Source organism: Cupriavidus nantongensis (genome assembly GCF_001598055.1).
Lineage (GTDB): Bacteria > Pseudomonadota > Gammaproteobacteria > Burkholderiales > Burkholderiaceae > Cupriavidus > Cupriavidus nantongensis.
The window spans coordinates 2,618,684-2,641,201 of sequence record NZ_CP014844.1 but is presented as its reverse complement, the minus strand read 5'-3'; the positions used below and the strand labels follow the sequence as shown (position 1 = coordinate 2,641,201).

At 61.9% G+C, this 22,518-nt stretch carries 19 protein-coding genes and 1 pseudogene; 12 read left to right on the top strand and 8 right to left on the bottom strand.

Annotated features, from left to right (window positions below; translation table 11 throughout):
- From A2G96_RS12145 to A2G96_RS12135, 3 genes are read left to right on the top strand one after another with little or no spacing between them, the layout of a single operon-like run.
- Entirely contained in the window at positions 1 to 504 is a 504-nt protein-coding gene (locus A2G96_RS12145; protein WP_062799474.1) for a Na+/H+ antiporter subunit E, read from the top strand.
- Positions 489 to 761, top strand: coding sequence for a K+/H+ antiporter subunit F (locus tag A2G96_RS12140; RefSeq protein ID WP_025586311.1), 273 nt, complete (start codon positions 489 to 491; stop codon positions 759 to 761). Before A2G96_RS12145 ends, A2G96_RS12140 begins: the two co-directional genes overlap by 16 nt.
- An 11-nt stretch (positions 762 to 772) precedes the next feature.
- Positions 773 to 1,117 carry a Na+/H+ antiporter subunit G gene (locus tag A2G96_RS12135; RefSeq protein WP_062799472.1) on the top strand — a complete coding sequence of 115 codons (345 nt, stop codon included), beginning with the start codon at positions 773 to 775 and terminating at the stop codon, positions 1,115 to 1,117.
- A 31-nt stretch (positions 1,118 to 1,148) separates the two neighbouring features.
- Here A2G96_RS12135 and A2G96_RS12130 read toward each other — a convergent pair whose 3' ends face one another.
- A complete protein-coding gene (locus tag A2G96_RS12130; RefSeq protein WP_062799470.1) occupies positions 1,149 to 2,018 on the bottom strand; it encodes a DUF72 domain-containing protein in 870 nt (289 codons plus the stop codon).
- Between the two features lie 243 nt (positions 2,019 to 2,261).
- On the opposite strand from A2G96_RS12130, the gene A2G96_RS12125 reads away from it, so the two are divergent.
- The 4 genes from A2G96_RS12125 to A2G96_RS34120 all read left to right on the top strand — a co-directional run bounded on the left by A2G96_RS12125 (position 2,262) and on the right by A2G96_RS34120 (position 5,840).
- The gene (locus tag A2G96_RS12125; protein WP_062799468.1) at positions 2,262 to 3,053 is read left to right on the top strand and encodes a TorF family putative porin; all 792 of its coding nucleotides are present in this window, start codon (positions 2,262 to 2,264) and stop codon (positions 3,051 to 3,053) included.
- A 92-nt stretch (positions 3,054 to 3,145) separates the two neighbouring features.
- Entirely contained in the window at positions 3,146 to 3,967 is an 822-nt protein-coding gene (locus A2G96_RS12120; RefSeq protein ID WP_062799466.1) for a class I SAM-dependent methyltransferase, read from the top strand.
- A gap of 115 nt (positions 3,968 to 4,082) precedes the next feature.
- On the top strand, positions 4,083 to 5,330 hold the full coding sequence (locus tag A2G96_RS12115) for an MgtC/SapB family protein (protein WP_062799464.1): 1,248 nt from the start codon (positions 4,083 to 4,085) through the stop codon (positions 5,328 to 5,330).
- Positions 5,331 to 5,378: 48 nt separating this feature from the next.
- A complete protein-coding gene (locus A2G96_RS34120) occupies positions 5,379 to 5,840 on the top strand; it encodes a hypothetical protein (RefSeq protein WP_231909556.1) in 462 nt (153 codons plus the stop codon).
- On the opposite strand, the gene A2G96_RS12105 is transcribed toward A2G96_RS34120, so the two are convergent.
- Together A2G96_RS12105 and A2G96_RS12100 are read right to left on the bottom strand one after the other, a co-directional pair.
- The gene (locus A2G96_RS12105; RefSeq protein ID WP_062799461.1) at positions 5,837 to 6,889 is read right to left on the bottom strand and encodes a glycosyltransferase family 4 protein; all 1,053 of its coding nucleotides are present in this window, start codon (positions 6,887 to 6,889) and stop codon (positions 5,837 to 5,839) included. The two genes, A2G96_RS34120 and A2G96_RS12105, sit on opposite strands and share 4 nt — an antisense overlap.
- Positions 6,890 to 7,787: 898 nt before the next feature.
- The gene (locus tag A2G96_RS12100) at positions 7,788 to 8,129 is read right to left on the bottom strand and encodes a winged helix-turn-helix transcriptional regulator (RefSeq protein WP_062802155.1); all 342 of its coding nucleotides are present in this window, start codon (positions 8,127 to 8,129) and stop codon (positions 7,788 to 7,790) included.
- A 256-nt stretch (positions 8,130 to 8,385) separates the two neighbouring features.
- Between A2G96_RS12100 and A2G96_RS32485 the strand changes: the two genes are divergently transcribed.
- Complete coding sequence (locus A2G96_RS32485; RefSeq protein ID WP_082818934.1) at positions 8,386 to 8,799, top strand: GFA family protein; 414 nt, start codon at positions 8,386 to 8,388, stop codon at positions 8,797 to 8,799.
- Positions 8,800 to 8,886: 87 nt separating this feature from the next.
- Here A2G96_RS32485 and A2G96_RS33725 read toward each other — a convergent pair whose 3' ends face one another.
- Positions 8,887 to 9,045, bottom strand: coding sequence for a hypothetical protein (locus tag A2G96_RS33725; protein ID WP_154676084.1), 159 nt, complete (start codon positions 9,043 to 9,045; stop codon positions 8,887 to 8,889).
- Positions 9,046 to 9,393: 348 nt separating this feature from the next.
- On the opposite strand from A2G96_RS33725, the gene A2G96_RS12090 reads away from it, so the two are divergent.
- A complete protein-coding gene (locus tag A2G96_RS12090) occupies positions 9,394 to 10,497 on the top strand; it encodes an IS5 family transposase (RefSeq protein ID WP_062799342.1) in 1,104 nt (367 codons plus the stop codon).
- A gap of 119 nt (positions 10,498 to 10,616) precedes the next feature.
- Positions 10,617 to 11,075, top strand: a complete 459-nt coding sequence (locus tag A2G96_RS34405; RefSeq protein WP_417926411.1) for a DUF6882 domain-containing protein — start codon at positions 10,617 to 10,619, stop codon at positions 11,073 to 11,075.
- Here the strand turns inward: A2G96_RS34405 and A2G96_RS12085 are convergent.
- Positions 11,056 to 12,247: pseudogene (locus A2G96_RS12085) on the bottom strand (helix-turn-helix domain-containing protein). The gene A2G96_RS34405 and the pseudogene A2G96_RS12085 overlap by 20 nt on opposite strands.
- Positions 12,248 to 13,018: 771 nt before the next feature.
- On the opposite strand from A2G96_RS12085, the gene A2G96_RS12080 reads away from it, so the two are divergent.
- Positions 13,019 to 13,654: a hypothetical protein gene (locus tag A2G96_RS12080; protein ID WP_062799459.1), complete on the top strand. Its 636-nt coding sequence runs from the start codon at positions 13,019 to 13,021 to the stop codon at positions 13,652 to 13,654.
- 88 nt (positions 13,655 to 13,742) lie between these two features.
- Positions 13,743 to 14,033, top strand: coding sequence for a hypothetical protein (locus tag A2G96_RS12075; protein WP_062799457.1), 291 nt, complete (start codon positions 13,743 to 13,745; stop codon positions 14,031 to 14,033).
- Positions 14,034 to 14,553: 520 nt separating this feature from the next.
- On the opposite strand, the gene A2G96_RS32480 is transcribed toward A2G96_RS12075, so the two are convergent.
- Genes A2G96_RS32480 through A2G96_RS33285 form a run of 3 tightly spaced genes read right to left on the bottom strand, consistent with a single transcriptional unit; the run spans position 14,554 to position 22,246 of the window.
- The gene (locus tag A2G96_RS32480; RefSeq protein ID WP_082818933.1) at positions 14,554 to 17,310 is read right to left on the bottom strand and encodes a pPIWI_RE module domain-containing protein; all 2,757 of its coding nucleotides are present in this window, start codon (positions 17,308 to 17,310) and stop codon (positions 14,554 to 14,556) included.
- Positions 17,307 to 20,765, bottom strand: a complete 3,459-nt coding sequence (locus A2G96_RS33290; RefSeq protein ID WP_150124118.1) for an ATP-binding protein — start codon at positions 20,763 to 20,765, stop codon at positions 17,307 to 17,309. The genes A2G96_RS32480 and A2G96_RS33290 overlap by 4 nt, the downstream gene beginning before the upstream one ends.
- Positions 20,762 to 22,246 (bottom strand): restriction endonuclease-related protein, encoded by a 1,485-nt coding sequence (locus A2G96_RS33285; RefSeq protein ID WP_150124117.1) that lies wholly within the window; start codon positions 22,244 to 22,246, stop codon positions 20,762 to 20,764. The genes A2G96_RS33290 and A2G96_RS33285 overlap by 4 nt, the downstream gene beginning before the upstream one ends.
- Between the last annotated feature and the right edge of the window lie 272 nt (positions 22,247 to 22,518).

The following is a 22,518-nucleotide window of genomic DNA, read 5'->3' as shown; positions in this document are numbered from 1 at the left end:
ATGCTGCGTCGTCTGCTGCCCCATCCCTGGCTGAGCCTGATCCTGATGCTGATGTGGCTGATGCTGGCGCAGAGCCTGGCACCGGGCCACTGGCTGCTGGGCGCGGTGCTGGGCTGGGCCATCGGCCGGCTGGCCGACCGCTGGCTGGTGCTGGGGGCCTTCCGCCTGTCGCGCCCGGACCTGATCCTGCGCCTGAGTTGCCACGTGCTGCTCGACATCGTCAAGGCCAACCTGCAAGTGGCGATGATGGTGCTGGGCCGCACCGCGCGGCTGCGCCCGGCGTTTATCGTGGTGCCGCTCGATGTCGAGCATGAACTCGCTACCACCGCGCTGATCAGCATCGTCTCGCTCAGCCCCGGCACGCTGTGCGCCGAACTGAGCGACGACCGCCGCGCCTTGCTGGTCCATGTGCTGGACCTGGAGGAAGAAGCCGCGCTGGTGACGCTGATCAAGTCGCGCTATGAAACCCCGCTCAAGGAGATCTTCCAATGCTTGCCATCGTGATTCCGGTGTGCCTGGCGATCCTGGGCCTGGCCTTCCTGCTGACGCTGGGCCGGCTGCTGCGCGGGCCCAGCCTGCCCGACCGCATCGTCGCGCTCGACACGCTCAACATCAACGCCATCGCGCTGATCGTGGTGCTGGGCATCAGCCTGGACTCGGCGGTGTTTTTCGAGGCCGCGCTGCTGATCGCGGTGATGGGCTTCGTCGCCACCGTGGCGCTGTCGAAGTACCTGCAGCGCGGCGATATCATCGAATACTAGGAGCCCGGCCCATGCTGCATCCCGTTGCCGAATTCATCGTCTGCGCGCTGCTGCTGGTGGGCAGCGTGTTCATGCTGGTCGGGGCCATCGGCCTGTTCCGGCTGCCGGATTTCTTCATGCGCCTGCATGGGCCGACCAAGTCGACCACGCTGGGCGTGGGTGGGGTGGTGCTGGCGTCGGTGGCGTATTTCAGCTTCAGGGGCGACGCCACCCTGCATGAGCTGCTGGTGACCGCGTTCCTGTTCCTGACCGCGCCGATCAGTGCGCATATGCTGGCCAAGGCGGCGTTGCAGCGGCAACTGCCGGTGGATCCGCGCACGCGCGGCAGCGGCTGGATGCCGCGCATCCGGGACTGAGCGGAGCCCGGCGGCAGCGCGGCCGTGCTGCCTATTTCTCCTCGATACGCGCACGCAGCCGTTGCGCATCGAACGGGGCCTTGACCTTCTTGTCGTTATCGAAGTAGCAGTAGATATCCCGGTGCGCGGCGGCGCGGGCCCGTTTCGGCGAGATCCGCTGCGCATCGGCGGGCTCGCCGCCATTGGCCCACTTGACCAGCCGCGCGGCCCAGCGGTCCAGCGCTGCGTCGGAGTAGGCGCCGCCATACAGCGTCTCGGTGCCATGCAGGCGCAGGTACAGGAAATTGCTGGTGACGTCCTCGACATAGGGCCAGTCGGCCACGGCATCGGAGATGACCAGCGCAACCCGGTGCCGCCGCAGCAGGGACGGGAACTCGGGCGTGCAGAAGCTGGCGTGGCGGATTTCCACCGCATGCCGGATCGGGCGCCGGCGCCGGGTCTCGCACCACGGCTCCCTGACGTTGCGGTTGTGCTGGCGCGCCAGCTCGCGCGCGCTGTGCGTGTCGTGCGGAATCAGCGACAGGAAGCGTTCCATGCGCTCGGCATCGAAGCCGAAGTTGGGCGGAAACTGCCACAGCACCGGCCCCAGCTTTTCTTCCAGCGCCAGCACGCCGGAGGCAAAGAAGTTGGCCATCGCCGGCCGCGCCGAGTCGTCGCGAAAGCGCAGCATGTGGGTCAGGTAGCGCGGGCCCTTGACACTGAACACGAAGCCCGGCGGCGTGGCTTCATGCCAGGCGCGATAGCTTTTCGGCGTCTGCAGCGCATAGTGCGAGCCGTTGATCTCGATGGTCTCGACCGCGCGCGACGCGTATTCGAGCTCGCGCCGCTGCGCCAGCCCCTCGGGATAGAACACGCCGCGCCAGCCGGCATAGCGCCAGCCTGAGATACCGATCCGGATCATCGCGATGCCATGGTCTGTAGTTTTTGCAATCGACGGCGCCACGGTTCATGCGGTTGACCCCGAAGTTCCGTCGCGCAAGCCTGTCGAAGCCTTTCCCGCAAGATTCGCGCCTTGCGCAGACAAAACGCGTTTACCGCATTTCAATACGGCCACGGCGTCTCTTGACGCCGTTTTTACGTCGAAGTCCCTATCGTGGCGGGGCGTTCCGATGTGGACGCGCTCCTCAATCCGCCATCTTCGACCATGACCCTGCCTCGCATTTCCGCCGGCCGACAGACCGCAACCGCCGCGCTGGCCGCCACCCTCTGGCTGGCCGGCGCCGAGCCCGTACTGGCGCAAGCCGCTGCCGACACTGCCGCCCCCGCCGCCCACACCTTCAGCGCCAACGTCGCGCTCGCCAGCGACTACCGCTACCGCGGCCTGATGCAAAGCAACGGCCGCCCGGCGCTCCAGGGCGGCTTCGACTACAGCCATGCCAGCGGCTTCTACCTCGGCAACTGGAACTCGAGCATCAGCTGGCTGGGCGACAGCCACCCGGACGTGTCCGCGCCGATCGAGATGGACTTCTACGGCGGCTACCGCCATGCCTTTGGCGACAGCGGCTGGAGCACCGACGTCGGCGTGCTGCAGTACTACTATCCGGGCAGCTATCCCGACGGCTACACCAGCCCCGACACCACCGAGCTGTACGCCGGCATCGGCTACGGTCCGGTGACGCTGAAATACTCCTACGCGCCGACCAACCTATTCGGGCTGGCCGACAGCCGCCACAGCTGGTATGCCGACCTGTCGGCCAATGTTTCGCTCGGGTTCTGGGGCTTGACGCTCAACGCGCACCTGGGCTACCAGAAAGTGCAGGTCGCCGATGCCTCGTACGCCGACTGGAAGCTCGGACTGACCAAGGAGCTTGGCCATGGCTTCGCGCTGGCGCTGGCGTATATCGATACCAATGCCGAGCGCGCCGTGTACACCAGCGCGAAAGGGCGCTACCTTGGCCGCGCCACCGTGTGGGGATCGCTGAGCAAGACGTTCTAGCGGGCCGGTTTACATTCGCCGCGATGTGTCCTACACCCAGTCAGGCGACCCCGGCGACTTCGCGGCCGGGCAGGCAAGGGGAGGACGGCGCCATGGGCATGCAGCAGCAGGACAAGGTCTTTGCCGGGGCGATTGCCGAGGTCTACGAGGCCCTGATGGTGCCGATGATCTTTGCGCCCTATGCCGCCGACCTGGGGCGGCGCATCGCCGCGCTGCGGCCGCGCCGGGTGCTGGAGCTGGCCGCCGGCACCGGCGCGCTGACGCGGGAGCTGGCCGAACGCCTGCCGGCGGACACCCTGGTGGTCGCCACCGACCTCAATGCACCGATGCTGGCGCGCGCGCAGGCCGCGGGCACCGCGCGCCCGGTGCAATGGCGCGAGGCCGACGCGATGCGGCTGCCGTTCGACGACGCCAGCTTCGACCTGGTCGCATGCCAGTTCGGGGCGATGTTCTTCCCGGACAAGGGCAAGGCTTTCGCCGAGGCCCGCCGCGTGCTGGTGCCGGGCGGCACGCTGGTGTTCAACGTGTGGGACCGGATCGCATTCAACGCATTTGCCCGCGATATCACCGCGGCCCTGGCCACGCTGTTCCCCGAGGCGCCGCCCGATTTCATGGTCCGCGTCCCGCACGGTTACCACAGCCAGGCCGCCATCGCGCAGGACCTGCGCAGCGGCGGGTTCACGGCCGGCGCGGTGTTCGAGACCGTCACCGAAACCAGCCACGCCGCCGCCGCGCGCATCGCCGCCACGGCGTTCTGCCAGGGCACGCCGCTGCGCACCGAGCTGGAAGCGCGCGGCCCGGACGCCCTGGCGCGGGCGACCGGGCACTGCGAGCGGGCGCTGGCCCAGGCCTACGGCAACGGGCCGCTGGCCGGCCCGATGCAGGCGCACGTGGTGATGGTCGCCGCGCCCTGAAGCCACGTCCGGGCCCTTACGGTCCGACCGGGGGGTGCGCAAATCGCCGCCTGCACCGATACTGTGGTCACAGCATCCGCCAGGCTTCACGGCGACCGCAACCTCGGGCACACGCATGGATCCCTTGATCATTTCGGCATCGGTGGCATTGGGCATCGGACTGGCGATCGGGCTGGAGCGCGAGCGCAGCCAGGCCGCCGACGGCAGCAGCGAAGCGCCGGCCGGGCTGCGCACCTTCGCGCTGGCCAGCCTGGCGGGCGTGGCCAGCGCGCTGCTGTCGGCGGCGCTGGTGCTGCCGGTGATGCTGCTGGGCGCGGCGCTGCTGACGGCGGTGGCCTATTACCGCTCGGCCGGCCGCGACAGCGGCCTGACCACGGAATTCGCGCTGCTGCTGACCTTGCTGCTGGGCGCGCTGGCGGCGAGCCATCCCGCGCTGGCGGCGGCGCTGGCCACGGTGGTGGTGCTGTTGCTGCATGGCAAGTCCTTCCTGCACCACCTTGCCCGGCGCGAAGTCACGCGCGAGGAAATGAGCCAGGCGCTGATCCTGGCCACCGCCGCGCTGATCGTCTGGCCGCTGCTGCCGGACCGCTACATGGGCCCGCTCGACGCGTGGAACCCGCACGCGATCTGGCTGGTGGTGCTGCTGGTACTGCTGGCCGGCGCGGTCGGGCACGTCTGCGCGCGCGTGTTCGGCGACCGCCTGGGCCTGCCGATCTCGGGCCTGTTCGGCGGCTTCGTTTCCAGCACCGCAACCGTTGCCGCGATGGCGGTGCTGTCGCGCCAGGGCGAGGGGCGCGTCCACGGTCCGGTGGCGGCGGCCTTGCTGTCGAGCGTCGCCACCTACGTGCAGATGCTGGTGCTGCTGGGCGCCACCAGCCTGTCCGCGCTGGCGGCGCTGGCGCTGCCGCTAGCCGCGGGACTGGTGGTGATCGCAGCGTTTGGTGGCATCTGGCTGTGGCGCTCGTGGCACGAGGCCCGCGGCGGCAGCGCCGGCGTGCCCGGCGGCAGCATCTTCGACTGGCGCGGCGCGGCGGTGTTCGCGCTGCTGTTTGCGGTGCTGCAACTGGTGGGCGCGGCCACGCAGGCATGGGCCGGCAACGAAGGGCTGCTGGCGCTTTCCGTGGGTGCCGGCTTTGCCGACGCGCATGCCGCGGCCACCTCGATCGGCGCCATGGTCGGCGCCGGCAAGCTGGCGCCGCCGGACGCGGTATGGCCGGTGCTGGGCGCGTTGACGGCCAATACCGTCAGCAAGATCGTCGCGTCAACGGCAGGCGGCGCGCGCTTTGCCGTGCCGGTGGCGCTGGGGCTGGTGCTGTCGACCGCCGCGGCCTGGGCGGCGGCGTGGCTGCTGCGGCTGGGCTGAAGCCCGCCCGACAAGCGACCTGCAAATTCTGCAACGCTGACGCGCAGCTTGCCTGTCGCGACCGCCGTAACGGCAGCGATTTGCCGCGATTGGCCCGTGTTTGGCCGCGTGTGGCTGCCGGCGGGCGCCGGCATGCGGCATCTCGTCGTGGAACGGATGTTGCGTGATTCTCGCTTCCCGGTGCCGGCAGCCGCTACGGAAAAGCCGAGCCGGCCGGCACGGGGGAACAAGTCCTCAGATCGACCGATGTGTCACGACAAGGAGTTGGAAATGAAACCAGGTTCGAGCGGGAAGACCGCAGGCAAGAGTTCAGGCAAAACCGCGGGCAAAACCGCAGGCAAGGCCGGCGCCGACAAGAAGAACCCGGGCGCGCGCATGGACCGCGAGGCCAGCGAAATCAAGAGCCGCAGCGCCGATCCGGGGCAAAGCAGCTATGGCTGCTTCCGCAACGAGGATCCGCGCCGCCAGCACCAGGCCGAAACCGGCAAGCCGAAAAAGCCCGCGCGCTAGTGCCGCAGGAAGCCGGCGATGGCTTCAGCGTAGCGGCGCACGACGGTCTTGCGCTGGTGGTCGGCCAGGAACAGGCGCAGGGCCGGCTCGCTGCGGCGCGACTCGCCCGCGCAAATCGCGAGCATCGTTTCGCACAACGGGTCCTCGTCGGGTTCCACCACCCAGCCGAAGCCGTCGACGGCTTCCGGCAGCCCGCCGCGCCGCGTAACGACGACCTCGCAGCCGGCCGCGAGGCCTTCCAGCGCCACGATGCCGAAAGGCTCGTAGCCAATCGACGGCACCACCAGGCAGGCATGCTGCGCCAGCATGGCGGCTACCACCGGGGGCGGCTGCGCGCCGGCAAACATCACCGCTTCGGCGCACCCCAGGGTTGCCGCCAATGCCACCAGCAGCGTGTATTGCGGCCCGTCGCCGATCACCGTCAGGCGGGCGTCGGGCCGCATGGCGCGCAGCTTTGCGAAGCTGCGCAGCAGCAGGTCAACCCCTTTCTCCGTCACCAGCCGGCCGACAAAGGCGAAGCTGCCCGGCGGGCGCGGCGCGGCCGCGGCCCGGAACAGGTCGTCGCGATAGCCGTTGTGGATCACCAGCGGCTGGCCCGGCAGCCAGCCGGCCAGGTACCGGCTGACGCAGATGTTGTCGTAGAAGCGCGTCATCCAGCGCTTGACGTTGCCGGCGGTAAAGCGCCGCGTTTCGCCATAGTGGCTGTACGGGCCATGATGCGTCAGCACGATGCGGCGCCGTAGCACGGAGGCCAGCAACACGTCGTAGAAGGTCAGGCCAACGAACACCACCAGCGGGTGCCGCAGCATGGCGCGCGCCAGCTCGGCCACGCCCGACACGCGCGTGACGGGGTAGGGGAACGCCGGCGCGTCGCCCGCGGCCGCCGGCGTGCGCGTGGCCAGTTCGATGCGGTAGCCCAGCTCGGTCAGCCCCAGCGCCAGGTCTTCGGCAAAGCGCTCCATGCCGCCCACCGAAGGGTGGAACGGGGCGCTGAATATCAGCAGATCGGGCAGCGGCGGCGCGATGTCCGGGGGCTCGGGCTGGCTCATCCTCGTTGCGCTCCATGGCTTGCACAGCACAGGCCCCCGCTGGGGGGACGGCGACGTTCAAGCATGCCGGCAGCCGGTGCGGCGTTCGGTGCGCTGGCGCACGGACGCCTGTGTCGGCACAGAACGAGCGGGGCGCTACGGTGGTGCCGCGCATGGATATTGAAACGCAGGCCTGGCAATGCGGCCCGCATCGCTGCCATGTGCCATTTGCGCTACATTGCAGCGACCCGAACCAGCGCCCCGATCCCTGCATTCTCAGTGAAGAATACGCATGACCGCATCAGACAAAAACCAGAACAAAGGTTTTGCGCCCAACGCAGGGAGTTCAATGCTTTGGCACGAAATGACACCTGGCGGCGCGGCGAGGCCGCCTGCGGGTGGCAGCGTTCGACCTCACCAAGTCCGCCCCGATTTTTTCGGCTAACGACACGCCAGGATTTTTGAATGGCGGTGCGGTCGCCGCCAAGATCGGGCCAACGTCGGCGCTCGCTTGCGCTGGTGAGCGCGGCTGCGCCGTTCGGCCTGACGTCTGGCGCAACCATCCCATGTGATTGCCGCTTTTGTTCTATCCGCGCCCCGTGGCATTTGATGTACTGGCAGGCAACGTCGTCGCTGCCCCAAACCGATGCGCGAGGCCGGGTTGGGCGGTTCGACGGTCAACGGCCGATACCCGGTGCCGCCAAACATTGCTTACTGGGCGCAACGCGATGACGAAAGCTCCCCCGCCGTGGCCCTCCACGCCACTGTATGCGCAGCAGGCGTCACCGGCAGATCGCCTTCGATGCCAATGGCGACCTGAGGAATCCGACGTCGACGCTTTACCAGTTCAAAGGTGGCCGCTGGACGGCGGTTACGACGGTTGCGGCCGAGTAAGGCGAGGCCCGGCATGCCATTCCGCTCAGGCCGCTGCTTGCTGCCTGGCCTTCCACGCTTCGTGCCGTTTGCCCCAGGCGGACATCGCCGTTACCGCGTCGTTCAGGCTCATGCCCAGCGGCGTGATCGAATATTCGACGCGAGGCGGCACTTCATCGTAATCATGGCGATGGATCAGTCCGTCCAGCTCCATCTGCCGCAATTGCTGCGCCAGTACTTTCTCGCTGACGCCGGACAACAGCCGGCGCAATTCCGCGAAGCGATGCGGTCGCAGGTGCAATTCCCAAAGCACCGATGTTTTCCATTTGCCGCCGATTGCCTGTAGCGCAGAGGCAAAGCCACAGCTGTCCGGTTCCTTGTTCCTCATCGCAAAAAACTCCATCCCCGGATTCGGGGTACTTACCTTGAAGTGCGTTCTTCCACGGGCCAAGGCGAACCGATATCATCGATTCTCTCTTCCACAAATCATCAGGCGGTCGCAACCTCGATCGTTCGATCGCCGGAGAACTGTTGCATGACATCGATTCCGCATCCGCGCGTCGCTTGCCAGACGGACTTGGCCGCCATTGCCATTTTAATGAATCCGTGCCATTCGGTTCTGCATCAGATTGGGGAGTGCGCCAATGCAGGCTGAAGTCCGCAAGCGAACCGCGGCTTGTTCATGCCGTGGCGTCGAACTGATCCTCGCGGGCGAACCGCGCCGCGTCTATGCGTGCAGCTGCTTCGAGTGCCAGCGCTGTACCGGCTCGGCCTTTTCCTATCGGGCCATCTATGCCGATTCCGCGATTGTCGGTCGAAAAGGCGAAACCCGTACGTGGCGCCGTACCGGAACATCGGGACAATGGCTGGAGCAGGAATTCTGCACCACTTGCGGATCGGTGGTGCTGATGCGGGCCGAGGCATTGAAGGAAGCCGTTTCGGTATCGGCGGGATGTCTCGAAGACCGGGATTTCCCGCCGCCGCAATTGATGCATTGGGCGGAGCGCAAGCATCGATGGCTTTGTCTGCAAGGAATTGATGCGGCCGCGCCAGCCTGAACACGACCATGCCTTGATGGGCTCCTCGGCGTAGCGCGGGGAGTACTCCTTGCCATGCGAGTGCTGCTTCACTTCCTCGCCGCCGCGTCAGGCCCAACCGCCCCGGATTGGATGAACCGTCGGCGGGATCTCCCACAGTTTCTCTGCAGCGCGCCAGACCACCAGGCCATGGTCGACCACTGCCTGAATCACTTTGAGCCGATCGAGTTCGCGCATCGTCATCGTGAGGGTCTCGGGCTTGCGCATCGCGGCCTCCGGTCTCGGACAGACGGAAAGCCGTCAGCATGACAGCCCGGGCAAGGAGGTACGACATGTCTATTTGGCCCAGGTACGACATTCTATTTTGCCCTGACAGCTGTCTGTCCAGGCAAAGTTCAAATGTCCGGTGCGCGGCAAAGTTAAAATGTCCGAAATCAATCGCGAGATACTGCGGGTACTTGCCTCTATTCCCGACGGCGATGACAAACGAAGACTTTGACGCGTACTTGGAAAGCGCTCTGGATGAGCTAGCAGGCCGCTGAAATACCTCCGGTGGACGTCAGCGCGACAACTGGCTGAAGCGTTGATTTGAGGAACCCATCCAACTCCACTTTCATGCGCGGCGCAGATACCTTCACGGAAAGTTTGTTCACTATGCGGAGGCTGGATGATTTCGTGCCGAAGTCCCACCCGCTGCGCTCGATCCGCGCCATGGCCAACCAGGCGCTGGTAAAGATGGACCGGTTGTTCGCACAGATGTACGAGGACGATATCAAGGGTGGCCAGCCCAGCATCGCGCCGGAGAAGTTGCTGCGGGCCATGCTGCTGCAGGTGCTCTACAGCGTTCGCTCCGAACGCCAACTCATGGAGCAGACGCAGTACAACCTGCTGTTTCGCTGGTTCATCGGGCTGTCGATGGACGACACCGTTTGGGTGCCCACGGTCTTCACCAAGAACCGCGAGCGGCTGATCAAGCATGATGCGGTGATCCAGTTTTTCAACGAGGTGCTGGCCATCGCGCAGAAGAAGAACTGGCTGTCGGGCGAGCACTTCAGCGTGGACGGCACGCTGATTCAGGCGTGGGCAGGCCACAAGAGCTTCGTGCGCAAGGACGGCGGCGACGACAAGGACGACAACGACGGCGCCAACTTCAAAGGTCGCACGCGCAGCAACGAGACGCACGAGTCCAAGACCGATCCCGATGCCAAGCTGTACCGCAAGGGCAAAACTGCGAGTGAACTTCGCTATATGGGTCATACCCTGAGCGACAACCGTCACGGCCTGGTGGTGAGCGCCATGGTGACCAATGCGGACGGACATGCTGAGCGCGAGGCCGCGAAGGTGATGCTCAACGATGCCCGACAGGTGACGGACGACCCGAACACCGAAATCACGGTGGGTGCAGACAAGGGCTACGACGCGCAAGAGTTCATTCAAGCCTGCCTGGAACTGAAGGTGACGCCCCACGTGGCACAGAACACCTCGGGGCGCCGCTCGGCCGTTCCTGATGCCATTGCTTGCAGCGCCGGGTATGCCGTTTCGCAGCAAAAGCGCAAGCTGATCGAACAAGGCTTCGGATGGGTCAAGACTGTCGGGCGCATGCGCCAGGTGATGGTGCGTGGACTGAAGCGAGTCGACCAGATGTTCGTGCTGAGCATGGCCGCCTACAACCTCGTGCGCATGCGCTCACTGGGACAAATCCGTCCGCAGTTGCAGTAATCGCGGTAATGAGGCCGGAATCGGGCGCCAAACCGCCGAAAAAATCGATGTAGGGACGTCCCGCTTCCAGATTGTGAAAAATCGCAAGCCTACTGCCTTGCAGGGGGAAGCCTCGCCTCTTGTACGGGGAGTACTTCAGCAACCTGCTAGAGGCTAAACAAGCCTTGCTTGCAGATGCTTACGGGCTTGGCCGCCGCGAGCGATTTGTCGTCGACTATGAAAATTCAACGCTTTCCTTTTTTGAGGGAGAACGCACCCGTGCAACCGCACAGATCCTTCCCATTGCTACGCATGTGCCCGCTCAGAATAGCTTTCGTTGGGCTTGGGCGAACGAAATGTTTCCGGAGCCAGTGCGACAGCTCTCCACGGCAGTGAAGGAACTTCATTCAGTTACGGGATTTGACATGTTTGTCCAGGAGGCCATTGAGTGCGACGAGCCCATGGCTTGGGAGATTGCCGCGCTGGCCTGCAAATGCTTGAGAAAGGCAGGGGCTTATCGGATACCGCATCCAACTGCCCACTGCTACGTTCTTATCGAGAGCGTAAGTGACAGCGCTTTTAGCTCTGCGTTCCGGTAAGGGGCCAAGGCTCTTGCTGCAAGCGCTGCAGCGCTTCCAGCATGTCGTCATGGTTTATTGAACGCTGGGATTTGGTTCCTGGTGGCCGCCCGCGCTTGCGCGGAGTACCATCAGTCCGCGGTACTGATTGAGACCTCCGGTTGTCGCGCTTCTCCTGGACGTACTGCGCCAACTGCAACACGTGCCCGAGGCGCTTGTTGTCCACGATAGCGCCTTGGTCGACCTCAGAGAGGCGATCGTAGGTCGTGTAGGGCAGGGCAGCGCCATTTGCCCGCGGCTCAATCGTGCCATCCGGGTAGTGGTAGACATCGATGTAGCGCCCAGCCAGCTTGCGTTGTTCTGGAGTATCGGCCAGCAGGTAGAGCATCTTGTCGTACTGAATCGTCAGGCTCTTGGACACACAACGTGGCTCACGCACGGTGAAGATCAGGTCCAGGTTCTCATCGGATCGCAGCGGACGATGGGTGTTATGGCTGTTCCGGGGCACCTTGGCGAAGCGTGCGTTGTAGTCCGCGATGAACTCCGGCATGAAGGCGTTGGCCGCATCCATGGTGCTGATATTGCGCAGGCGCAGTTCCTTGACCAGCCGATCCTGCAGGTTCAAGTGGGTTCGTTCCACGCGGCCCTTGGCCTGGCTGCTGTTGGCGCAAATGCCCTCAATGTTCAGCTCGAACAGGACCCGGGCAAACTAGGTGTGGCCATTGCCGCTGGTTGCACTCGGCTTGTTGACGCGGAAGACGCTGGCCTTGTCGCTGTAGAACGCCACAGGCTTGCCATGGCGCTCCAGGTAGGCGCGCGTCGCGGCACAGCCCGGCCGCCGTCATCAGCCGGCGGATCGTCTCCTTGGACAACGTGAGTCCATGGCGTTCGCGCAGCTTCTCGGCGGCCAGCGTCGGCCCGAAGTCGGCGTAGTGTTCCTGGATTAGCCCCAGCGCCGCGGCTTCACGGTCGACCGCCAGCCGGTTGTTACTTGGGCAGCCGCGCTTGCGGGACACGAGCCCCGATGGGCCTTCCTGTCGGTAGCGCTCCAGCAACCGCCGGAACTGCCGGTCCGTGATCTCCAATCGTTTGGCGGCTACTCCGGGCCGTAACTGACCATCCACGACCGCCTGGACGGTCTTGAGCCTGTCTAACTCCTGCATGCTGACTGTAATAACCTCGGATCTAGCCATCCTCTGGCGTCTCCATCGCGTTCAACCGGGCAGGCTGAATACCACGGACGGAGCGCCTCAGGAGTCCTCTAACGCAAAGTTGTCGGAACCGATTTGGGGCTCTTGCTGCCTCACGCGCGATCCTTCGCAATGCACGTCAACTTTCCTCCCACGCTCTATCAGCGGAAAAGAGGTATGACAAGAAAGGCGTAGCGCAAAACTGCGGTTAAAAATTGGAAGAGCAACGGTGCGGAGGATTACTGGTGGGCAGTGGAGTTGAATTGCTAGGCGGCCGTTGCTCCAACTGCTCCAATCCTGCTGTCAGGATGTAAAATACGCTCTCGTCACCCCAATAAACGAAGCCTCCGCATGGGAGGCTGTGTTAGCGGGACCAACGCTGCTCCAGATATTGCGTCTGTTCGGTTTGCCGGATCGGCGCGCTACCCCTGGTGGTCATTGGCCGCCACGCAGAACAACGGCGCAATTTTTCTCATTTCACTAAGGTTACGCTCTTGAGGAGGTGATCTATGAGGTACTCAACCTCCCATTCCTCAGTGCGCGAGACAAAAAATCCGATCGCGGCGCCCCGGGGCCACACGCAGCGTTTCCGAACAATGGCGTCGATTTACAATGTGGAACGGGACCTCGTTAGTCCCATGCAGTTGGTCGGCATGGCGCTCGGCGTCGTTGCGCCGGTCACGCGCACTATGCAGCGGTCGCAGGAAGAACCGCAGCACCGTGCTATTGCGCGAATCCATCTAAGAGGGTTTCGAGTTTGCTTGGAGTGGTGCCATGGCTGAAAAATTTGTGTTCAGAGACATGGAGTTTCGCGCGGGCGCGCACCTGTGGTCCAACCCAAAACTGCGCGGTACCCCGGCGGAGATTCCCATCATTCTCGGACGTCCGACCCTGTTCGATGTGGTCCGACTCGCCCGTCGCTACCCGCTGGAAACGTTGTATGAGACGAATCGGCGACTCCGAGCGAGCCGGGAAATTTCCGAGCGCCAGTTTCTTCGCACGCAGGAGATCCTGCGCAACGTCGAGCGTGTCGAGACTCGGACGACTTCAACTCTCGACGACGTCGCCCGGGCGGTCGCCAACCGCTATGAAGATCCGCCCGTTCCGGTCGAGTGCATCCCGACGGCCGCACAAACCAGGCGCGCCTTGTCCCACTGGCTGCCGGCCGGACTACCCACCATAGCGCAGGGCGAGCAGTATATCTATCTGACCGATGTCCCATTCGAGTTGGAAACTGTGATCATGCGATGGCTACGCTGGCAACTCGATAATGAGCCGGAGAGATCGTCCACTTGGTTGATCCAGGGCAGCGGCGGGCTGGCGCTCTCGCACGGCGGATGGTGTGCATTCGTGCTCTGGCTAACCGATGCCTTACACCACCGACTGGATCAAATTGAAATTGGACTGTAACTAGATCGCGGGGCTCGCGGACCACGTGGGCCACAATTCGGAGTACATTGACAGCCATCTGTCGAGGACACCCATCGGAAAATCTGCCATGCACGCCCGGGACGTGGAAGCTGCGCTTATGATCCGCTGCGCGGCGGTCGCACGCGAGCCTGCGGCGTCCGCGCTGGACCAGCGCGAGGCCAACGTGTTCCGGCTGGCCGCTATGGTTGTGCAATCGCGCTTCCCGAGCGAAGCCTTGCACCTGATGCAGGCCAGCGAGCGCTACTTTGCTTCGCATCCCACCGAACGACTGCCTGCGCAAGTGGTGGTTGCCAAGGGCTGGGTGACCAACCTGCCTTGCCTGCGCGACCGGCTCAGCCACACTTTCCGATTTCATTGAAGCCAGGCCGCGGACGATCAAATAGCGCCTGTCTTTGTCGCGGTTGGCCAAGTCCAGACAGCGCGCTCTGGTCGCTTGCTCGTCCATGATGCCGTGTCTGATGTCGGCATTGTCATCCGCAACTCATAAGTCGCAAATCATTGGAGGGCGCTTTTTGTGTAGCCGTGGACTGGAGACCGCGCCGCCGGGACAGACGACAACGAGGCCTGCGCGGGATGAAGGCCTTGTTGTCGATGGTCCTGTGCTAGCCAGAAAGATGACAACGGCCAAATGACTTTGTTGTCGCAATCAATTACTCAGAATTCCTTCCAATCACTAACAATGTTGATAATTAGGCGCACTGAGGCCGAGCACTGGTTAGGTGCCCAGCGGGATCCTCTGCGTCGTCCGAGCTTCGCCGCACGATGCATCGTGAGATAGCCAGGCGCCCCCAGTCCCGCAGTTAGCGATGCGGCGGCGCTAGTTGCTGAGTCGTTTCGGACGCTCCAGTTGTAAGGAAGCGGTTCTGAACAGCGGATTTCTATGTGCGCATGTACTCGGAGAGCTTTTCGATAATTCGCAACGGAGTCGGGGTCGTGACCCAGGGCTCATTCCTCGCCGTCAACATCCCGGCACGCAAATGCTGGGCAAAGGAGGCGAGTTGTAGGTTCGAGTCCTGTGGCTGCTTCTGGAGGATCACGATCTCCACCGCTCGCGAGGTCAAATGCTGCTTGTCGGGTTGCGCGGGAAACATCGCATACGCTTCACTCGCTTCGCTTGCTTTTGATGAAGCGGGAAGGAGAATTGAGCGGTAGCAGCTTGCGCCACGTTTGTGGTGTGTCGAAGGCTTGGCCAATGACCAAAACGTCGGCGCCGATGTACCCTCCACCTCAAACAATCTCTGTGTGGATGTCCAGGAGCGGATGAGCATCCCGTGTTCGGTGCTATGCCCGTGAAATTTTTCTTGCCCGATAGATGGCGCTTGTTCTCGCACCCTCAGCACCCGTAGCATCGGCCAACGCTGTGACAGCACGATGCCAGCAACTATTTGGCGTTGAGGTGTACGCACGCCGACGTCGCCGAGCCAAGAGGCCAGACGAGCCGTACGCGTAGAGTCAATAAACACGACTGCGCTGGGATCGAGCGACGTAATGTCATCGAACGTGTCCGCGAAAAAATTGGCCAGCAGCATGCGTTGATCGGCATTCGTTCGCGGGAGTTCGACGCGGCGAGAGGCGAGATACTTTGCACCTTGGTCAAACCGCATCCAAGGCGACATGACGTGCTCTGCCTCAGCATGGGCAAAACGCACCCAAGATTCACCCGTGGCGCATTCCAAGCGCGTGGCAACGAACACCGACTGTTGACGGTCCCACTCGGTGTGTACCTGAAGCGAGCTCACCGCGCATGCCCACCGTGGTGCCTCCGGTTGGGAGCCGAAGCAGGCTTCCCGCGCCTGTCTCAAGCCCCAGACAAAGCCGGCGTGCCCAAACGCCAGGTCCAGGACAGACGCCTGTAAGCGGGGAAGGAATCGATCCATTCTGCCGGGCTCGCTGGGCAATAGGTACTGTACCGTGCAACCCGTGCTGCTCAGCGCCTTTCGCGCGGCCAATTTGTTGACATTATCATCGGGCTTCCTCTGCCCGTCCCGGGTCTCATAGAACAGAGGAGCTTGGATGAGGATCATCGCGCGTTCAGGCACGCCAATTTGATCGACAAACTTTTGCCATTCACGCACTCGTGCATCGAATCGCTGCTTCCTTGATCCCGTGTCGACTGGCAATAGGCTCCTAGGCCCGTGCGTGTTCAGCGGCAAGGGGGCACTGATTACCTCGGTATTGTCTCCGAGGATTGCGCTTGCAGTCGTCTTGACCCACTCGATATCGTCGGCGGTATAGCTTAAGAAGTAAATTCTTTGTCTTCCCGCATCAGCTTCATACGCTGTGTCTTTGACTAGCGTTTGAATGGCCTTAACGACTCGATCGTGCGCAGCATCCGGGGTGGGCGGCTGTAATCTGAACCAACGATTCGAAGGCGCCAAGGTTGCATTCTCAATTGCGCTCTCGGTGTCGGCATCGCTAAAGCCATGACGGGCAAGCAGTCTCGCCACGACAACCTCGGCCTTCAGAACGCTCAGTGGAGGAGCCTTATGCCGGATTGGCTTCCTCGTACTGAATCCCGAGAAGGGCCGTAGACCGAATCCTTCGAGCGCGTTGGTGGCGGATGCAAACGCATCGGCTTGGTCGACGAGAGGGACGCCAGCTTGAAGGTTGGAGCGACTTGCCTCGGCAACTTCAGCCTTCACCATTACGACCACGCTGGCGCGCTCGTCGCAAGGGTAGCGAAGCACATCTTCATCCTGATAGCCCATCGCCAGGTCTAATGCATGCTCGTACACGGGATAGCCAAGATCGGTGACCCAGGCGTCTTTGCGTCGCATCACGCTAAAGCGATAAGCACTGTTCGGCCGAGCATGATGGGGAAACACGTATCCCCCGATGGTAGGACTGGCAGGATACCGATTATTCAAACTATCGGCCCACCGGCGCCGCTTAAACTTCAGATAGACGATCGGCTTAGTCGCTCCAGGAAGCGTCTCTAGTGAGATTTCGCAGACCAAACTGAAGTACCCGCCAGCCGCATGGTGAGGGCGTGTCATGACTTCCGCCTTGTTTCCATCTGGGCTCCCGACGACCCGCACCACCGGGCCCAATTCTGGAAACAGTTCCTTACCGGCAAGCTGCGATGCGAGCCAGCCTGCTGTGATATTGAACGGCGAGAACGTCCCAGACTTTCCAGCCGTATCCCATGGAAACACTTGTACCTGCGACTGGGCGAATTGAATCACCTGATTGCATTCATTGAGCTTGCGCAGTGCGGCAATGCCGAGCGTATACGCGTCTCGACCTTGGCTAAAATGGGACAATGCGCCTTCCGACCACCGAGCAAATGCATCACGCACGCATTCGCTATAGTCCTGTGCTTTCTGGTAGGGCAGGAAACCCCATGGCCCGGGCTCCTTACTGAGGTCGGGGAAAGAGCGCAGTCCAATGTCATCCTTCAGAGCGGTCCAATCTTCAATCTCCAATTGAAGCTGCGCGCGTAGACTGGCGAAGGGCAGGTGAACAAATGCTTCTTCATCCTTGTCTCTCGCGCGATTCGTTGCCTCGTCACGAATTTGCTTCAGAATACGAAGGACGTCTGTGGTCCAGCGGATGGCCACAACGTCATGGACCAACGGTGGAGCCTGTTCGGCAAACTCGAGCGCGAATGCCACATCTCGGACAACGGTCGTCATGCTCCTGCCTCTTGTTGGATGGGAGAGTCTGCAACCCACAGGGGGTTATCCGTCCAAGGCTCATCCTGGTGAGCGTCTTCTCGCGCGAAGGCAACTTTCAGGCCCTTGGTCTTCGATAACGGATCAAGGAAAGCGCCGTAGAGAGCTCGGTATAGCGCAGCTTCCTTGGGGTCCTCAGACGCCGCACCACGCTCGAGCAGCCGGCGAAGTTGAACGAGCATGCTGCTGGTCTCCGTATCCGCTTCGCCCTTGGCCGAGCGCTCCGCCCATGCGCGATCAATGAAGAAGCACTGAACAGGGCAGCCATTGCGCATCGCACGGCCAATCGTCTGTAACAGTGAGACAGCGATATTTGCTGTGAAAGGCTCAAACAGGTCGCCCAGTGCACGTGCGTATAGGGGGCGCCGCAGCAGCCTGCCAACCTTTCGATAGGCTTGCCGGCGTGCAGCCAGCAAGCGCTTACCGATCTCTTCGACGGACACGGAGTCATCGTCGCAAAGATCGAAGTCGAGCGTGGCGCGTGCCGCCATGCTTACAGGCAGGCTCATGTCATTGGGCGCAGGGTGTGGACGCGTCAAAAAGTACAGCGACCCGAGAGCCGCATCGCGCAGACGCGGACCGGATGTGAAGACAATATTTGTGCCGCGACCCAGCGCGCCGGCGGGAAATATGAGCAACCTCCATGCATCATCATCGCCCAAACTTTCGACGCGAGACGACGTCACATACCCTTCGGTTGGTCCAACGTCAGGTAAGTCATCCACAACCGCAACAACGCGGCCGCGCCATGCGGGTAGCCGCTGATCAATAAACTGCTTCAATCGGCGAGCTTGATCATAGCTGTTGACAACGAATGCGGCGCGCCGTGCTATGCCATGGCGCACGTCAAAGTGGTCGCAATCGCGGGCGAGTTGAGAGTCCGTTAGTCCCCCGTCTAACAATGCGAAGGCCATTTTCTCAAGGTTCGCCATGCGCACGCTGTCCGATCTTTCGCCGCTGAAGCGCAGGAAGGTGGGCGAATCTGAGACATGTCCATCCGCGATGGGACGAAACTCGTACATTGAGGGGGCGACGTCCTCACGCTCAGGTGAAACGCGCTGCAGGACGTAGTGGGGGGGCACAGCGATATGGTGAGCGGGGCTGGGCGGTAGGTAACTCGTCGCGCTGGTAAGCAGTACCGCGGGACCATCGAACATGCCATTCGGTCGCCGAATCCACTCATGTAGCCGGTACATTAGCAGTCGAGGTGTACCAGCGAACACGACATACTGTAGTTGTACGTCTGTGGCATGCGCCAAAGGGTCGCGTTGAGAGGGCGTCGAGAAGAAGCGAACCCCACTCAAACTGCCCAAGATATTGTCGGGTGTTGCCAGCAGCAAGGATCGCGATGCGAGTTCGTCGATGCGGACAGGATCAAGCAAGCCCTGTGCTGTCATGTCGCTGAGCTTTGGGGAAAGGCGACGATAGCTCAGGATCGTGAACGTGACTGGCAGCAGCAGCCCAACCAATTGCTGCGCCTCTGCCTCACTCGACACTCGCCGAACATCACGTAAGCGTCGAGCAATTTGTTTGACGAGGTTGGATAGTTCCTGCAGGCTTGACTCGGCGAGCCAGTTGGTCATCAACTGGCAGAGATCGCTGTGCAGGCTTGATGCCTCTTCCGCGGACATGTGAAAGGCGCTAACCAAGCGCATTGTCACATCAGCGGGAATCGCGACGCTTACGGATCTCGTACCTCGCAGTTGGAATGCTTGAATCGCGGCACTCTCCCACAACTCACACAGCGCATCCTTTGACTGCGCCTGCGGATCCGCTCCAAAGTCGTCGCTCAACGAACTGACTCGCCTAGGAGAGAGCCAGTCGCCAATAATTCGTAAGGGGGACATCAGCAACCCGTCGAACGCCTTGCGCAGATCTTCCGTTAGGCGCAGGATGGCATGTGTCAACGCGACGTTCAGTTTCTCGAACTCTGCGATCTCGATTGCCAGTTGGGCATACTCGACTCCATGTAAGACCGCGTTTTGTCCGGATGCGATGGGCTGTAGTGTACTTCGTTGAACTTGTCGATGAAATGAACGGTCGTGGCCTGAAAGACTAAGTTCCGCAATACCACCTCGATCGAGATCCTGTTGCGCTCGGTCTGCCTCATCGAAGATCACGAGGTCAAAGGATCGTGCAATCAGCTCGAAGTAGCGCTCATCGAGAAGTGTCGTATGAGCTGGGACGCGGGTATCCGCGGACAAGATGTGTCCTAACCAAATATTTGCGTTTGGCAAGTCTGCGGCGGCGCGTGTGTACCCGCACAGGGACCAAACAGGGCATAGCCTGCGCTTCAGTGTGCCATCGCTGGTCGCTTTGCCAGTGTTGTCGTTGACGGGATTCTGCAGAACCCTGGTGCAAAAGGAGTCGGCGATGCCAAAGGCAGAATTTGGTGCTTCGGTGAGGGACGGCAGAGCGCAGACGCCTTCAAACAGATGAGCACTGTCGCAGGACGTTCCGAAACCACGGAGGGGGTCGCCTGTTGCCAGTGATTCAGCAAGCTTGTGAGCATGTCGAAGTCGCGTTTCGCGTGACTGCCCGACTAGCAGGCCAGCACGGACATCGTATCGACGCAAGTCATCGAGATACTGGCGGCATACCTCGATGGATGGAAAGAAGACTGCAACCTTGAGTCCCCGGCTGCCGAGATAGCGCAGCAAACACATGAGAAGCGTTGTTTTTCCTGCCCCTGGTAACCCTATCAGGTGCTTCAGACCTTCTAGGTTCAACGTCGATTCGACGTTGAAGTCGCCGTTGTTGTCGATGCTATGCAGCGCAACGGACTGCAGACGTTGCTGCCAGTTGCCACGCCTCGGTGATTGGAGTCGTTCGTCAATGGCGTCCATTTCACTTGCTTCCGCCAGCAAGTCAGTCCACGGAATCAAATGGTGCCGCTGCGGTGGTCGGCTGGTTTCATGAGCGCGAGGTAACGGCAAGTTCGCGGGCAATGCATGAACCGGATAGCGGCGCGATTCACCGCCAAATTGGACGTGAATGGCGATCGGCTTGTCGGATTCCGCCAACGTCTGATCATGTGCATCGGGCGTGTGAGGCGCCTTTAGTGCTGCCAGTGCCTCGCTGAGCTCCGGCGCAACGATGTCGAATCTCGGCTTGATGGCCAGAGAGCGCTCATCGATGCGAAATAGACGGCGATGCGTCGAGGCTAGGGCGGAATCGTTGTACCGCACCGCAGCGGCCTTCAGTGCGGCAACCGTCGAGAGTCCATTGCATGCTCGACGGAGATTGTCGAGTTCAATCTCCCGATCACGCAACAAGGGTGCACGAGCCACACTACGGAAGCCCATGAGCAGCGCCGGTGCGTGCTGGAGCGTATGCAGATCAAGCTCGTGGACGAAGTAGGCGCACAATAGGTCCAGCCGATGTAGTCCGAGGGATTGTAGACGTTTGACGATCACGAACGAGTCCTCAGCTTTCGGCGAAGAGCACCAACTGCCATGAATTCGATGTCCGTTCTATTGCACTCCCGGCGCAAGGTATCCAAATAGCCGGGGAAGCGCGACAGGGCCTGATCGTTGATGGCTATGTATTTCTTTGGGAATAGTTCCAGGCCCCCGACGTTTCGGTTCAGGGTGTCCGCAAGAAGGAAGGGATTGGCATGGCTCTTGACATCGATCCCGATGGTGTCATTGTCCAGGCTGACGTCGCATTTATCTCGACCGGGATACAGTGTCGCCACGAGTCCGGGCGGATTTGCGGTAGCGGTGTCATACAGAGCAACCTCGTCTTGGCCTGGGCCACACCAGTACACGAGAATATGCGACTTCGCGATTAGGACATCTTGTACTGGCACCTGTCGAGCCGATCGACAGGGTACTGGTGCGTCGAATGCGCCGCACTGACGTACCGCGCAACACGCATGACCTTTGATCACTGAGTTGGCCATCGGCGCGCCGCAAGTCGCGCAGCGTAGCAGGGCGCCATTTACGAGGTGGTGAGGTTGAACCGACTCGTAACAGGTCGCCATAAAGGGTGCTGCCAGTTGCATGCTGGATGCACTCAAAAATCGGCGTATCTCTGTGGGGGAGGAGATGGGATGTCGCGTGATGAACTCTCGAAGCTTGGAGTAAACGTCGCTTCCACGCATCCCGAACTGGTCGCAAGCCGAATTCAGTTGTGCAAACGCCTGCTGCTCATTCAGGTCGATCTCGGAACCCGACTGCCGTGCCAAGTCAATGCACTCGATCGTCGGAAGGCAAGTCTGCGCATCGAGCAAGCGAATACCGTAAAAGCGACAGTCCGGGCGGTCAAAAATCGGTATGCCCCACTCGCGGGCGCGCAAAGTGTGGCGACATTGTGCAACTAGGGTGTGGGCGCCATCAGATCGAACCGGCATGCCGAACATAACGTGCAAGCTGGCCATCCGCAACATCGCTCCGCGCAGGGCGGGCGAGAGCGCTGGATCATGAACGAGCAAGCGACCGGATCGCGCTCGCTGGAAATGGTCGACCAGGCCGACCGCAAGCAAGCATACGGCTTCGTGGGCAAGTCCCAAGGCGCGCGCGTGATCCACGGTGGGAATGCCTGGTTCAACGATCTCGGCTGAACCAGGCCCGTTGTGTTGCATCAGCAGCGCAATCAGCTCAGTGGGATCCATCGACTGCATCCGCTTTGCTGCGGACTTCCTGCTGTGGCCTGACTGCACCAGCACGCAGGCGACAACCAACTGCACCAGATGTGCCCACTGATACCGTTTGCGGATGGCTGGAGCTATTAGCCCCACAGAGCGATAGTCCACGACAACGGAGCGTGATGGTGGACGCAGCGTCTGACCTTGCCAGGGGTGAGTGCCGATCAGCTCTGAAGCGGCGAGCGTCAACTCATCCAGGGATCCCTCCCATGTTTTGTGACTTCCCAGCCGCAATAGCAATGCCGACATCAGAACGCCTCCGCAAGGCTCGTCAGAACCGACGTTCTAATATCCTAGTCGAGCCTTGCTTTCGGCACAAATGCCAAAGGGATTCCGGAAATCTCGGGGGCGGGCTGCGCAACGGCACTCCGGCACAGAATGTGCTTTATTCAGCGCCTTCGGGTGCGTATAGCCTCAAAAAATCCCCGAAAACCGCTAATGTAGGCACGAATTAATGCCTATCTACGATTATCGAATAATAAAAAAATGATTTATTTCCGTGCCGGACGGGAAACCAAGCA